This is a genomic window from Streptomyces sp. B1I3 (genome assembly GCF_030816615.1).
In the GTDB taxonomy this organism is placed as follows: domain Bacteria; phylum Actinomycetota; class Actinomycetes; order Streptomycetales; family Streptomycetaceae; genus Streptomyces.
On record NZ_JAUSYD010000001.1, the window covers coordinates 4,549,806 to 4,563,397 of the forward strand.

Annotated in this window: 15 protein-coding genes; 12 read left to right on the plus strand and 3 right to left on the minus strand. The window is 72.9% G+C overall.

Annotated elements, in window-relative coordinates:
* Positions 1 to 25 precede the first annotated feature (25 nt).
* Positions 26 to 1,015 (minus strand): SAM-dependent methyltransferase, encoded by a 990-nt coding sequence (locus QFZ58_RS20895; RefSeq protein WP_307126429.1) that lies wholly within the window; start codon positions 1,013 to 1,015, stop codon positions 26 to 28.
* A 96-nt stretch (positions 1,016 to 1,111) separates the two neighbouring features.
* Here QFZ58_RS20895 and QFZ58_RS20900 point away from each other — a divergent pair, with 96 nt between their 5' ends.
* Together QFZ58_RS20900 and QFZ58_RS20905 are read left to right on the plus strand one after the other, a co-directional pair.
* Positions 1,112 to 2,323 carry a sensor histidine kinase gene (locus QFZ58_RS20900; protein ID WP_307126430.1) on the plus strand — a complete coding sequence of 404 codons (1,212 nt, stop codon included), beginning with the start codon at positions 1,112 to 1,114 and terminating at the stop codon, positions 2,321 to 2,323.
* A 32-nt stretch (positions 2,324 to 2,355) separates the two neighbouring features.
* Entirely contained in the window at positions 2,356 to 3,030 is a 675-nt protein-coding gene (locus QFZ58_RS20905; RefSeq protein WP_307126431.1) for a response regulator transcription factor, read from the plus strand.
* Positions 3,031 to 3,084: 54 nt separating this feature from the next.
* On the opposite strand, the gene QFZ58_RS20910 is transcribed toward QFZ58_RS20905, so the two are convergent.
* A complete protein-coding gene (locus tag QFZ58_RS20910; RefSeq protein WP_307128938.1) occupies positions 3,085 to 4,197 on the minus strand; it encodes a DUF5937 family protein in 1,113 nt (370 codons plus the stop codon).
* A 103-nt stretch (positions 4,198 to 4,300) separates the two neighbouring features.
* On the opposite strand from QFZ58_RS20910, the gene QFZ58_RS20915 reads away from it, so the two are divergent.
* Positions 4,301 to 4,459, plus strand: coding sequence for a hypothetical protein (locus tag QFZ58_RS20915; protein ID WP_307126432.1), 159 nt, complete (start codon positions 4,301 to 4,303; stop codon positions 4,457 to 4,459).
* 122 nt (positions 4,460 to 4,581) lie between these two features.
* On the opposite strand, the gene QFZ58_RS20920 is transcribed toward QFZ58_RS20915, so the two are convergent.
* On the minus strand, positions 4,582 to 5,718 hold the full coding sequence (locus tag QFZ58_RS20920) for a low specificity L-threonine aldolase (protein WP_307126433.1): 1,137 nt from the start codon (positions 5,716 to 5,718) through the stop codon (positions 4,582 to 4,584).
* A gap of 167 nt (positions 5,719 to 5,885) precedes the next feature.
* Here QFZ58_RS20920 and QFZ58_RS20925 point away from each other — a divergent pair, with 167 nt between their 5' ends.
* The 9 genes from QFZ58_RS20925 to QFZ58_RS20965 all read left to right on the plus strand — a co-directional run bounded on the left by QFZ58_RS20925 (position 5,886) and on the right by QFZ58_RS20965 (position 13,564).
* Positions 5,886 to 6,863, plus strand: a complete 978-nt coding sequence (locus tag QFZ58_RS20925; RefSeq protein WP_307126434.1) for a Rossmann-like and DUF2520 domain-containing protein — start codon at positions 5,886 to 5,888, stop codon at positions 6,861 to 6,863.
* On the plus strand, positions 6,860 to 7,873 hold the full coding sequence (panC, locus tag QFZ58_RS20930) for a pantoate--beta-alanine ligase (RefSeq protein ID WP_307126435.1): 1,014 nt from the start codon (positions 6,860 to 6,862) through the stop codon (positions 7,871 to 7,873). The genes QFZ58_RS20925 and panC overlap by 4 nt, the downstream gene beginning before the upstream one ends.
* Positions 7,870 to 9,624 carry an L-aspartate oxidase gene (locus tag QFZ58_RS20935; RefSeq protein ID WP_307126436.1) on the plus strand — a complete coding sequence of 585 codons (1,755 nt, stop codon included), beginning with the start codon at positions 7,870 to 7,872 and terminating at the stop codon, positions 9,622 to 9,624. The genes panC and QFZ58_RS20935 overlap by 4 nt, the downstream gene beginning before the upstream one ends.
* 2 nt (positions 9,625 to 9,626) lie before the next feature.
* On the plus strand, positions 9,627 to 10,673 hold the full coding sequence (nadC, locus tag QFZ58_RS20940) for a carboxylating nicotinate-nucleotide diphosphorylase (protein ID WP_307126437.1): 1,047 nt from the start codon (positions 9,627 to 9,629) through the stop codon (positions 10,671 to 10,673).
* The gene (locus QFZ58_RS20945) at positions 10,673 to 11,470 is read left to right on the plus strand and encodes a type III pantothenate kinase (RefSeq protein ID WP_031091045.1); all 798 of its coding nucleotides are present in this window, start codon (positions 10,673 to 10,675) and stop codon (positions 11,468 to 11,470) included. Before nadC ends, QFZ58_RS20945 begins: the two co-directional genes overlap by 1 nt.
* A 140-nt stretch (positions 11,471 to 11,610) precedes the next feature.
* Entirely contained in the window at positions 11,611 to 12,210 is a 600-nt protein-coding gene (locus QFZ58_RS20950; protein ID WP_307128939.1) for a hypothetical protein, read from the plus strand.
* A gap of 48 nt (positions 12,211 to 12,258) precedes the next feature.
* Complete coding sequence (locus tag QFZ58_RS20955) at positions 12,259 to 12,438, plus strand: hypothetical protein (protein WP_307126438.1); 180 nt, start codon at positions 12,259 to 12,261, stop codon at positions 12,436 to 12,438.
* A gap of 100 nt (positions 12,439 to 12,538) precedes the next feature.
* A complete protein-coding gene (locus QFZ58_RS20960) occupies positions 12,539 to 12,973 on the plus strand; it encodes a BlaI/MecI/CopY family transcriptional regulator (RefSeq protein WP_307126439.1) in 435 nt (144 codons plus the stop codon).
* A gap of 9 nt (positions 12,974 to 12,982) precedes the next feature.
* A complete protein-coding gene (locus QFZ58_RS20965; RefSeq protein WP_307126440.1) occupies positions 12,983 to 13,564 on the plus strand; it encodes an amino-acid N-acetyltransferase in 582 nt (193 codons plus the stop codon).
* Positions 13,565 to 13,592 lie beyond the last annotated feature (28 nt).

Consider the following 13,592-nt stretch of genomic DNA (forward strand, 5'->3'; position numbering starts at 1 on the left):
ACAGTATCCCCCTTCGCGTCCCGGGTCAGGCGGCGGAGTCCGGCGTCACCCGGTGCCGGAGCCATCCGAAGTCGCCCAGCCCGCCGCGCGCCGTGAGCTCCGCCGCCTCGCCCGCCGACGCGAGCGCCCGCACATAGCCCGCCGGATCGGTTGATGCCCGTGAGAGCGGCGGCCGTTCGCCGATGACCCCCAACTCCCGCAGCGCCGCCCGCTGGTCCAGCAGTTCGGCCTCGCCACCGGCCGCCGCGGCGCAGGCGTCCAGCGCCACGTGCGAGGTCAGGTCGCAGCTCCCGTCCGGCACGGGCCGCACCTCGCGGCCGGCCCGGAATCCGGTGAGTGTCCCGAACGGCGGTCTCGCCCCCCGCACATGGGCGTAGTCCACCGCCACGGCGTCCCCGTCGCTCAGGGAGGCGACCGCCCGCGCCCACGCCTCGTCCCGCGGCCGGCCGATCTCCGCGCGCTCGCCGGGCCGCGACAGCGGCCACCAGCGGCTCAGCCACCGCGCGTCCGCCCCGGCCACCGGGTCACCCAGCCGCTCCGCGCCGTCGGCCCTCCGCACGAGCACATAGCGGGCGACCCCGTCGTCGTCCGCCTCCGCGATCTCCGTCGGGACGTTGTCCAGCCACTCGTTGGCGAACAGCAGCCCCCGCGCACCCCGGGGCGGTTCGGAGCACCACTCGATGTCCGGATCCAGACCCGGAGGGCGCGGTGCCGTCTCCACGGCGTACGCCCGCACGGTGAGCCCCCGGCCGGCGGTCCGGCCCCGGAGCGCCGCCAGTACCCCGGTCAGCATCTCGCCCCGGCCCGCTGCGACGTCCACCAGGTCGACCGTGTCCGTCCCGAGCCGGCCGGCCGTCCTGACCAGCAGCCTCGCGACGGCCCCCGCGAACAGGGGGGATGCGTGGACCGAGGTACGGAAATGGCCCGCGGGGCCTTCCGGGCTCCGGTAGAAGCCCTTTTCTCCGTACAAAGCGGTTTCCGCTGCTTCCCGCCAACCGCACCAGTCATACGTCACGTAGGCAAGTCTCCACCTTGGGGAGTACGGTCCCAGGACCTGGATCGGCCCTTCGGTTGACCCGGGCACCGATCAGCTGTCCCTACGCTGGGTAACGTGCAGCGCCTCTACGATTTCATCCGCAGACACCCGACGGGCGTCGACACCTTCTGGGCTGTCGTCCTCCTCGGGCTCTCCGGCATGTCCATCGTGGCCGACCAGGTAGGCCACGGTGGCCGGGAGCGCGTCGCCGCCGTGCCGATCGCCGTCGGCCTGTGTGCCGTGGTCGCGCTGCGCCGCCGGGCACCGGAGAGGATGCTGCTGCTCGCGATAGGGATGGGCGTCGCGCAGCTGCTCCTCGACGTGCGGCCGAACGCGGCGGACTTCGCCCTGCTGGTGATCACGTACACGGTGGCCACCGTCGGCGAGCGCTGGGCCTCGCGGGTCGCCCTGGGATGCAGCCTGTGCGCGGCCGGGCTGTCCACGCTGCGCTGGCCGCAGGAGACGCCGTCGAGCAACTGGCTGCAGTCGGTGTTCGTCGTCGTCGTGATGACCGTGCCCTTCGTCCTCGCGTGGGTCCTCGGTGACTCGATACGCACCAGGCGCGCCTACTTCAGCCAGCTGGAGGAGCGCGCGGCCCGCCTGGAGCGGGAGCGGGAGGCACAGTCGAAGGTCGCCGTGGCCGCCGAACGGGCCCGGATCGCCCGCGAGCTGCATGATGTCGTCGCCCACAACGTCTCGGTGATGGTGGTCCAGGCGGACGGTGCCGCCTATGTCATGGATGCCTCCCCCGACCAGGCCCGGCAGGCCCTGGAGACCATCTCCCACACCGGCCGCCAGGCGCTCGCGGAGATGCGCCGGCTGCTCGGGGTGCTGCGGACCGGTGACACCCAGGAGAGCGGGGAGTACGTGCCCCAGCCCGACGTCGAGCAGATCGAGGACCTGGTGGGCCAGGTCAGGCAGACCGGCCTCACGGTGGACTTCAAGATCGAGGGCACCCCGCGCCCGCTGCCGAGCGGCGTCGAACTGACCGCGTACCGCATCGTCCAGGAGGCCCTGACCAACACCCGTAAGCACGGTGGTCCGGACGCCGGGGCGAGCGTGCGGCTGGTCTACTTCGACGACGGGCTCGGACTGCTGGTCGAGGACGACGGCCGGGGCGCCGCGCACGAGCTGTACGAGGACGGTGGGGCCGACGGCGCGGGACAGGGAATGATCGGCATGCGGGAGCGGGTCGGCATGGTCGGCGGCACGCTCGACGCGGGACCGCGCCCGGGCGGCGGCTTCCGGATCAGTGCCCTCCTCCCGCTCAAGCCGGCCGGCCAGTGACCACGCCAGTGACAGAAGGAACAGGACACCTCATGGCGATCCGCGTGATGCTCGTCGACGACCAGGTGCTGCTGCGCACCGGATTCCGGATGGTGCTCGCCGCCCAGCCGGACATGGAGGTCGTCGCCGAGGCGGGCGACGGTGCGGAGGCGATCGAGGTCCTGCGGGCCACGGCCGTCGACGTGGTGCTGATGGACGTCCGCATGCCCCGGCTGGACGGGGTCGAGGCGACCCGGCGCATCTGTGCGCAGGCCGATCCGCCCAAGGTGCTGATCCTGACCACCTTCGACCTCGACGAGTACGCGTTCTCCGGACTGAAGGCGGGCGCCAGCGGGTTCATGCTCAAGGACGTGCCGCCCGCCGAGCTGCTCTCCGCGATCCGGTCCGTGCACAGCGGCGACGCCGTCGTCGCCCCGTCCACCACCCGAAGGCTGCTCGACAGGTTCTCCCCGATGCTGCCCAGCAGCGGCAAGGAACCGCAGCACAAGCACATCGGGAAACTGACCGGGCGGGAGCGCGAAGTCATGATGCTGGTCGCCCAGGGCCTGTCCAACGGCGAGATCGCCGCCCGCCTGGTGCTCTCGGAGGCGACGGTGAAGACGCACGTCGGCCGCATCCTCACCAAGCTGGCTCTGCGTGACCGCGTACAGGTCGTCGTGCTCGCGTACGAGACGGGCCTGGTCAGGGCCGGCGGCCAGGCGGGCTGAGGGGGAGGGCGTCCGCCCCGGGCCGCCGTGGCGTGAACCCGCCGGCGCCGTCCCTCAGCGCAGTACGCCTTCCAGGAAGTCGCTGCCCAGGCGGGCCACCACGGTCAGGTCCAGTGAGTGCATGACGTACCGGCCGCGCCGCCGGGTGGTGACCAGGCCGGCCTTCTTGAGCACCGCCAGGTGGCGGGAGACCTCGGGGGACGTGATGCCGTGCGAGTCGGCGAGCTCGCCCGTGGAGTACGGGGAACGGGCCAGGTTGCGGCACAGGCGCATCCGCATCGGATGGGCCAGGGCCTCCATCCGGAGCTGGAGCAGCTCGACGGAGGCGGGTGAGGGCAGCTCGGGCCCGTGCACCGGATAGTGGATCACCGGCCGCCAGCCCGGGGCGTGCAGCACCATCAAATGGGGCCATCCGAAGCTGGTCGGAATGAGGGTGAGCCCGGCGCCCGCCGTGGAGCCGCCGGCGTCGGCGCGGCCGACGTTCAGCTTGTCGATGCTGATCAGGCTCGCGTCCTCGTCCAGGGAGAGGGCCGCCGAGACGGCGCTCATCGCCGCTGCGACGCCCTTGCGCCGCAGCACCTCGGTCTTGTGGCGGGCGTCGGCGGCCAGCTGCACCTGGACGCGCTGCCAGGTGGCGGAGAAGAAGGCCTGGTCGCAGTCCTCGAAGAGGCGGCGCACCCAACCGCGCACGGCGGCGGGGTCGGTGAGCAGCTGCCGGGTGAACTCCGTCTGCTTGGGCCCCCTGGCCGCCGCCAGGTCCAGAGCCCGGGCGCGCATCGCGGCGTCGCTGAGCGGGGACGGCGCCCCCTCGCCGTACTGGCTGGCGCAGGTGAACTCCAGGGCGGCGGCGACGAACCGCTCGTCGTCGAGCCTGTCGAGGATGTCCAGGTCCTCGGCGAGGGTGGAGCCCGTCCGGCCGTCCCCGCCGCGGACGCCGGCGAACGGCATGAACACGTCGGAGAAGGTGTTCCGCCACAGGAACTCCGCCTCGTGCAGCCGGTCCGCCAGGTCCGGCTCCAGCGCGGCGGCCGTGGCGGTCGCCCAGCCGTGCAGGCCGGGGTGGTGCCCCGGCTCGGAGAGCGCGTGCAGAGCCAGCCCGAGCTCGGCGAGGGGCGAAATCTCGAAGACTATGCGCTCGGGGGGCAGGCCGGCGATGTCGATGTGCACGCTCACCCCTCCATGGTGAGGGGTGGTGAACGGGGCCCGGCGCCGATTGACGGCGGCCGTCAATCCGCGGGCCGGCCGGTGAGGACGGGTCCACGCTGGATGCATGGACATCGTTCAGCAGCACATGCTCGACAGCTACCGCGCCGCGCAGCACGGCGAGGTGCCACCGCCGCCGCCCGGCCGCCATGACCGTGACGTCCTGCGTGAACTGCGCAGGAGGTTCCGGCTCCGGGTCGAACGCCCGGGCGAGGGCGGTGGCTGAAGCGGGGGCCGTACCGCACTCCGGCCGCCGGGGGACCGGCCTCAGACCCGGGCGCTGCCCTCGTGCCCGGGCGCTGCCCGCAGCCCCGGTACGGGGACCGCTTCCGGGTCCCGGGACCGCCCTCAGGCCAGCCGCCGCACGAACTCGGCCACCGCCGCCCGTACGTCCTGCGCCGTCCACTCCAGCCCCTCCGCCGCTACCGTGACCTCCGTGAAGGAGATCCCCGGCGGCCCGGCGAACCACCGCCGGAAGAGGGTGACACCCGTCTCCTCGGCCTGCCGCACCGACGCCTCGTCCAGAGCCTCGGCGCCGTACGGCAGCCACACCTGGAACTGGTGGGTGTGCGGCGGCTCCGGGTGCACCCGGAACCACGGCACCGGGGACCGGTCGAACCCCTCCGCCAGCGCCCCCGCGACCACCTTCGCGTGCGCCACGTAAGAGGGCAGCCTCGGCAGCTCCCGCTCCAGGCCCAGCAGCGCGGAGAGCGCCGCCGGGTACTGCTGGAAGACCTGCCCGCCGTACCGGTGGCGCCAGGTCCGCGCCTCGTCGACCAGGGACTCGGGGCCGGCGAGGACCGCGCCGGACAGCCCGTCCAGCGACTTGTAGAACGAGACGTACACGCTGTCGGCGAGCGCCGCGATCTCCGGCAGTCCGCGTCCGAGGTGCGGCCCGCACTCCCACAACCGCGCCCCGTCCAGATGCACCACGGCGTCCCGTTCGCGTGCGGCGGCCACGACCGCCTCGAGCTCCTCCCAGGAGGGAAGGACGAAGCCGGCGTCACGCAGCGGCAGCTCGAGCATCAGGGTGCCGAACGGCTCGGGGAAGTCCCGTACCTCGTCCGCAGTGGGCAGCCGCGGCTCGGACGTCGGATGCACCGTGCGCAGCCCGCTCACCGAGGCGAGGGCACCCCGCTCGTGCACCTCGGGGTGCGAGAGCGGGTGCAGGGCCACGACCGGACTGTTCGTACGTCCCGCCCAGCAGCGCAGCGCGACCTGCTGCGCCATCGTCCCCGTCGGGAAGAAGGCGGCGGCCTCCATGCCCAGCAGGTCCGCCGTCCGCCGTTCCAGCTCGGCGACGACCCCGTCGCCGTAGACGTCCGTCCACCCGCTCAGGTCGTGGACCGTCCCGGCGTCGGCGGCCAGGGCGGCCAGCCGCTCGCCCAGCGTGTGGTCGGCGGACGCCCGGGCCAGCCGTTTCGTCGACCGCTGCCATGCGGTCAGCCTGCGGTTCCGCTGCTTCTGCTCATCGGTGACTGCCATGGGACGATCATCACCCGGGCCGTCGGCGTCTCCCACCCCGGGTTTCCCGGACCGCCGGAAGTTACCCACAGGCTGTGGACAGTCGAGGGGTGACGGGAATCGCTGGCGTAGCATGCAGAGGAATCGTCCGGTACCCCCCGCGGACTGGAACGGAAGGCCACCGCCGCGTGAACGCATCAGTTTCCAAGGAAGCCCTCGACGCGAGGGACCGCCCCGCACGCCTCACCGTAGGCGTCGTCGGCGCGGGACGGGTCGGCCCCGCCCTCGCCGCCTCGCTGCAGCTCGCCGGGCACCGCCCGGTCGCGGTCTCGGGCGTCTCCGACGCGTCCCGTCGCCGGGCCGCCGCCCTCCTCCCCGACGTCCCCCTGGTCACGCCCGCCGAGGTCCTCGCCCGCGCCGAGCTCGTGCTGCTGACCGTCCCCGACGACGCGCTGCCCGGCCTGGTCGAAGGGCTCGCCGAGACGGGTGCCGTCCGGCCGGGCCAGCTGATCGTCCACACCTCGGGGCGGTACGGCACACGGGTGCTCGACCCGGCTCTGCGGGCCGGTGCCCTCCCGCTCGCCCTGCATCCGGCGATGACCTTCACCGGCAGCTCCGTCGACGTCCAGCGGCTCGCCGGCTGCTCATTCGGGGTCACCGCTCCCGAGGAGCTCAGGCTCGCCGCGGAGGCCCTCGTCATCGAGATGGGCGGTGAGCCGGAATGGATCGCGGAGGAGTCCCGCCCGCTGTACCACGCGGCGCTCGCCCTCGGCGCGAACCACCTGGTCACCCTGGTCGCACAGTCCATGGAGCTGCTCGGGAAGGCCGGTGTGGCCGCGCCCGACCGGATGCTCGGACCGCTCCTCGGCGCGGCGCTCGACAACGCCCTGCGCTCCGGCGACGCGGCGCTGACCGGCCCGGTCGCCCGGGGCGACGCGGGCACGGTGGCCGCGCACGTACACGAACTGCGTACGCACGCCCCGCAGGCGGTGGCGGGGTATCTCGCCATGGCCCGCACCACGGCCGACCGGGCCCTGGCCCACGGCATGCTCAAACCGGAGTTCGCGGAGGACCTCCTCGACGTCCTCGCGGACAGCGCGAACGCGGGGAACGGAACCGACGGGAGACACGGCACGGACGGGTCCGGGCCGGAGGAGAGCCGATGACCACCGCACCCGCCACCCTGCTGAGCACCGCCGGGGAGCTGCACACCCTCGGCCGGCCCGCCGGCGCCCGACGCGCCGTCGTGATGACGATGGGCGCGCTCCACGACGGGCACGCCACCCTGATCCGAACGGCCCGCGCCGCCGCGGGACCCGGCGGACAGGTCGTCGTCACCGTGTTCGTCAATCCGCTCCAGTTCGGCGAGGCCGCCGACCTCGACCGCTACCCGCGCACCCTGGAGGCCGACCTCGCCGTCGCCTCTGAGGCGGGCGCCGACGCGGTCTTCGCACCCTCCGTCGACGAGGTCTACCCCGGCGGCGAACCCCAGGTCAGGATCACCGCCGGCCCCATGGGTGAGCGGCTGGAGGGCGCGGCACGGCCCGGGCACTTCGACGGCATGCTCACCGTGGTCGCCAAGCTCCTCCACCTCACCCGGCCCGACGCGGCGTTCTTCGGGCAGAAGGACGCCCAGCAGCTGGCGCTGATCCGCCGTATGGTCCGCGACCTCAACTTCGGCACCGACATCGTCGCCGTACCCACGGTCCGGGACCCGGACGGCCTCGCGCTCTCCAGCCGCAACCGGTTCCTCTCCGCCGACGAACGCCGCACGGCGCTCACCCTGTCCCGTGCCCTCTTCGCGGCCCGCGACCGCCTGGCGGCCCAGCAGGCGCTGCACGCCCGGGCCGCGGCCGTTCCCGGCCGCGAGGGCCGCGCCGCCGCTCTCACGCGGCTCGGGGAGGCCCGCGCGGCCGCCGACACGCAGGCGGTGGCGCTGGCCAGGCCGTCCGTGGGCCCCGCCGACGTGCGGGCCGCAGCACAGGCCGTGCTCGACGAGGCGGCCGACGAAGCGGTGCCGCTCGCCCTGGACTACCTCGCGCTCGTGGACCCGGCGGACTTCGCCGAGATCCCCGACGACCGCGACGGGGGTGAGGCGGTCCTCGCCGTGGCGGCCCGGGTGGGCGCCACCCGCCTGATCGACAACATCCCCCTGACCCTCGGAGCCCTCACGTGACCGGAATACGGCTGACCGCCCCCGCCCCGGGCTGGGCCATCGACGCGGACGTCGTCGTGGTCGGCTCCGGCGTGGCCGGTCTCACCACCGCACTGCGCTGCGCCGCGGCGGGCCTCGCCACGGTCGTCGTCACCAAGGCACGCCTGGACGACGGCTCGACCCGCTGGGCGCAGGGCGGCATCGCCGCGGCCCTCGGCGACGGGGACACCCCCGAACAGCACCTGGACGACACCCTCGTCGCCGGGGCCGGGCTGTGCGACGAGACGGCGGTGCGCGCCCTCGTCACCGAGGGCCCCGGTGCGGTCCGCCGGCTGATCGAGACCGGCGCCCACTTCGACACCACCGACACCGGCGCCATCGCACTGACCCGCGAAGGCGGCCACCACCGCCGGCGCATCGCGCACGCGGGCGGTGACGCGACGGGCGCGGAGATCTCCCGGGCCCTGGTCGAGGCCGTCCGCTCGGCGGCCCTGCACACCGTCGAGAACGCCCTGGTCCTCGATCTGCTCACCGACGCCGAAGGCCGTACGGCAGGCGTCACCCTGCACGTCATGGGTGAGGGCCAGCACGACGGCGTCGGCGCGGTCCGCGCCCCCGCGGTGGTCCTCGCCACCGGCGGCATGGGCCAGGTCTTCTCCGCCACGACCAACCCGCCGGTCTCCACGGGCGACGGGGTGGCCCTCGCGCTCCGCGCGGGCGCGGAGGTCTCCGACCTCGAATTCGTCCAGTTCCATCCGACGGTCCTCTTCCTCGGCGCCGGCTCCGAGGGCCAGCAGCCCCTGGTCTCGGAGGCCGTACGCGGCGAGGGCGCGCATCTCGTCGACGCCTCCGGCACGCGCTTCATGCTGGGCGAGCACGAACTGGCGGAGCTGGCCCCCCGCGACATCGTCGCCAAGGCCATCACCCGCCGGATGCACCTGCTCGGCACCGAGCACATGTACCTCGACGCGCGTCACTTCGGGGCCGCGATGTGGGAGGAGCGCTTCCCGACGATCCTGGCCGCCTGCCGTTCCCACGGCATCGACCCGGTCACGGAGCCGATCCCGGTGGCCCCCGCCGCGCACTACGCCTCGGGAGGCGTCCGTACCGACCTCCGGGGCCGTACGACCGTGCCCGGCCTGTACGCCTGTGGCGAGGTCGCCTGCACAGGCGTGCACGGCGCGAACCGGCTCGCCTCCAACTCCCTGCTGGAAGGGCTCGTCTTCGCCGAGCGCATCGCGGCCGACATCGTGGCCGACGGGCCCCGGGACCGGCCGCGACCGGCCGGGACGGCGCCCGCCTCGACCGTCCCGCTGCTCACCGCCGAGTCACGGGCCCTCATCCAGCGGATCATGAGCAGGGGCGCCGGAGTCATCCGCTCGGCGGCCGGTCTGGCCGTCGCCGCCGAGGAGCTGGAGGCGCTCCAGCGGACGGCCGCCGTCCCCGGTACCGAGGAGGACGCCGCCAAGGACGCCGTACCCGGGGTGGAGGCGTGGGAGGCCACCAACCTGCTCCTCGTCTCGCGGGTCCTGGTCGCCGCGGCGCGGGAACGCGAGGAGACCCGAGGCTGCCACTGGCGCGAGGACCGGCCCGACCGCGACGACGCCGGATGGCGCCGCCACCTCGTCGTCCGTGTCACTCCGGACCTGCGGCCGGCCGTCCGCAGGACGGAAAGTCCGGCGTTCCCGCCCGTTGGGCCCGGGACTTCAGCAGACTTCGCAGGACCCACCAGCCTCCGGCACCACCCCGCCGACGCCCCAGAGGAGCAGTAACCGTGAGCACGCCCGAAGAGAACCCGCGCCCCACACCCGTGGACGTACCGTTGATCCACATCGGCGCACCCGCCGGGTCCGGCGGCTGCGGAGACGGCTGCGGCTGCGGCGACGGCTACGACCCGGACGGGCTGGAGTGCGGGCTGGACCCGGCCCTGGCCCAGCTCCTGGCCGAGGCCGGTCTGGACCCCGTCCAGGTGGAGGACATCGCCCACGTCGCGATCGAGGAGGACCTCGACGGCGGGGTCGACGTGACCACGGTGGCGACCGTCGCCGAGGACGCCGTCGCCACCGGCGACTTCACCGCCCGTGAGCCCGGTGTCGTGGCGGGCCTGCGCGTCGCCGAAGCGGTCCTGTCCATCGTCTGCACGGACGAGTTCGAGGTCGAGCGCCACGTCGAGGACGGCGACCGTGTCGTCGCCGGACAGAAGCTGCTCACCGTCACCACCCGCACCCGCGACCTCCTCACCGGTGAACGCAGCGCGCTGAATCTGCTCTGCAGGCTCTCCGGGATCGCGACCGCGACCCGGGCCTGGGCGGACGTGCTCGAAGGCACGAAGGCCGAGGTCCGGGACACCCGCAAGACGACCCCGGGGCTGCGCGCGCTGGAGAAGTACGCGGTGCGCTGCGGCGGCGGCGTCAACCACCGCATGTCGCTGGTGGACGCGGCCCTGGTCAAGGACAACCACGTGATCGCGGCGGGCGGGGTCGCCGAGGCGTTCAAGCGGGTCAGGGAGGCGTTCCCGGAGCTTGCGATCGAGGTCGAGGTCGACACCCTGGAGCAGGTCCGCGAGGTGCTCGACGCGGGCGCCGACCTGATCCTGCTGGACAACTTCACCCCGTCCGGGACCGCGGAGGCGGTCGCGCTCGTCGGCGGCCGCGCGGTGCTGGAGTCCTCCGGCCGGCTCAGCCTCGACTCCGCCCGCGCCTACGCCGAGGCAGGCGTCGACTACCTGGCCGTCGGAGCGCTCACGCACTCCTCGCCGATCCTCGACATCGGCCTGGACTTCCGCGACGCGTCGGTCCCGACCGACGGGGCCGAGGCCTGATGCTGCTCACCATCGACGTCGGCAACTCGCACACGGTCCTCGGCCTGTTCGACGGCGAGGAGATCGTCGAGCACTGGCGGATCTCCACGGACGCCCGTCGCACCGCCGACGAACTCGCGGTGCTCCTCCAGGGCCTGATGGGCATGCACCCGCTGCTCGGTGTCGAGCTCGGTGACGGCATCGAGGGCATCGCCATCTGCTCGACCGTCCCGGCGGTGCTGCACGAGCTCCGCGAGGTCACCCGCCGCTACTACGGCGACGTCCCCGCGGTCCTCGTGGAGCCGGGCGTCAAGACGGGCGTGCCGGTGCTGACGGACAACCCGAAGGAGGTCGGCGCGGACCGCATCATCAACGCGGTCGCCGCCGTCGAGCTCTACGGCGGCCCGGCCATCGTCGTGGACCTGGGCACCGCCACCACCTTCGACGCGGTGTCGGCACGCGGCGAGTACACGGGCGGGGTGATCGCACCCGGCATCGAGATCTCGGTCGAGGCGCTCGGGGTGAAGGGCGCCCAGCTCCGCAAGATCGAGCTCGCCAGGCCGCGCAGCGTGATCGGGAAGAACACGGTCGAGGCCATGCAGTCCGGCATCGTGTACGGCTTCGCGGGCCAGATCGACGGTGTGGTCGAGCGCATGAAGAAGGAGCTGGCGGCCGACCCCGACGAGGTCACCGTGATCGCGACCGGGGGCCTTGCTCCGATGGTGTTGGGGGAGTCCTCCGTCATCGACGAGCACGAACCCTGGCTGACGCTCATCGGCCTGCGCCTCGTGTACGAGCGCAACATCGCCCGGATGTAGGACACGCCCGCGGTCACCTGCGGGAACAGCTCGGCGGCGTGGTGGGCGACGGCGCGCCGCCGAGCAGCCAGTTAAACGGATTTTGTCCATTTAGCACGTATTGTCGCGTCATGCCCACGCCCTACGGATCACGCGGCGGCATGGCGTTCAGCGCGGACGAGCTGCGGGTGCTCCGACGTGCCCTCGCCAACGCCCTCCACCCCACGCCCCTGCCGGAAGAGGATGTCCAGGACTGCCTGCGGCTCGCGGGCGCGGTGGACGAGGCGGTGAGCGAGGCGGGCCGGCTGCGCGCGTTCCTCCTCGCCGATCTCGCCCGCTACCGCGAAGCGCTTCCCGGGTCGCTCAGTGGCTACCTGGAGCTCCTCCAGGACGCCCTCGCCGCCGGTTACGACCCCCGCCCCGACGATCTCGCGGCCCTGCGCGCCCTGCGTGCCGGGCCCGTCGCCGCGGCGCTCCTGGAGCGCTGCCAGGTGCTCGCCGAGCGCTCGGTCCGTGCGCGCCTCGCCGGGCGCGCCGTCCACGCGACGACACCGGCCCCGCGCAGCCGGCTGCTGGCCCTGCGCGGCGGTCTGACGGCGGCCAAGGAGCCCGAACGCCCGAGGACCCCGGACAGGCCTCCTGCGGCGCCCGCTCGCCCGGCGGCCCCGGGCGAGCGCCCGATGCCCAAGCCGTCCGAGGCCTTCCCGCCCCGGCGCCGTCCCGCGCCCGCACCCCCGCCCGAGGAACGCGCCGTCTCCTGAGGGGTGCCCGGCAGGGATCGGAATGCCGGGCTCGCTACCCTGGAGGGCATGGACTACGTATCCGCGCTCGTGCCCCCCGTGGTGATGGCCGCCTTCTTCATCGGTCTCGTCGTGACGATCATCAAGAGCCAGGGCGGCCCGAACAAGGCCAAGGAGGACGCCGCCGTGGACGCGGCGATCGCCCGGGCCGAATCGGTGCAGCAGGCGCCGCGACCCGAAGGCGCCTGAACCGGATCCACCACGAAGGGCGCACGGCTCCCAGGAGCTGTGCGCCCTTTTGCTGTCCCCGAAATATCCCATTCCAGACATCTAGCACTAGGGTGATGGTGTGCCTCGCCAATTGGGAGAGCTGGAAGACGCCGTCATGACACGGGTCTGGCAATGGAACCGTCCGGTCACTGTGCGAGAAGTCCTCGAGGACCTTCAGCAGGAGCGGTCCATCGCGTACACGACCGTCATGACGGTAATGGACAATCTCCATCAGAAGGGCTGGGTCCGCCGAGAAGTGGACGGCCGGGCATATCGATATACGGCCGTCTCCACCCGGGCCGCGTACTCGGCCGCACTGATGAACGAAGCCTGGTCGCGCAGCGACAACCCGGCGGCCGCGCTGGTCGCCTTCTTCGGCATGATGTCGGCCGGGCAGCGCGAAGCTCTCCAGGACGCGATGAGGATCGTCGCACCCACCTTCCCCGAGCCGCCCGCGACCCCGCCCCAGGAGGCCCCTCCGGCCGATGGAGCGCCGCCGGAGGACGGGCGATAGCGTCTGGGTATGTCCTCAGAGCTGCCGCAAACCGATCCGGAAACCGCGCTGGATACAGCTTTTCATACCGACCCGTCGGTAAATAGGCCGGCCATCACCGTCCGGCGTGCCAGGACCAGCGACGTGGCGTCCGTCCGCGCTCTCCTTGACGGGTACGTCTCCGAAGGGATCCTGCTCGACAAAGCGACGGTCACCCTTTACGAGGACATCCAGGAGTTCTGGGTCGCCGAACGCGACGAGGACGCCCGGGTCATCGGGTGCGGCGCGCTGCACGTGATGTGGGAAGACCTCGCCGAAGTGCGCACTCTCGCCGTCGATCACAGCATCAAGGGTGCGGGAGTCGGGCACCAGGTTCTGGACAAGCTCTTGCAGACCGCGCGCTGGCTCGGTGTCCGGCGGGTTTTCTGCCTCACCTTCGAAGTCGACTTCTTTGCGAAGCACGGCTTCACCGAGATCGGCGAGACGCCCGTCGACGGAGATGTCTACAGCGAGCTGCTGCGTTCCTATGACGAGGGCGTGGCGGAGTTCCTGGGTCTCGAACGAGTGAAGCCGAACACCTTGGGCAACAGCCGGATGCTTCTGCACCTGTGAACGGCGGAAGAGTCCCGAACCCTATGTC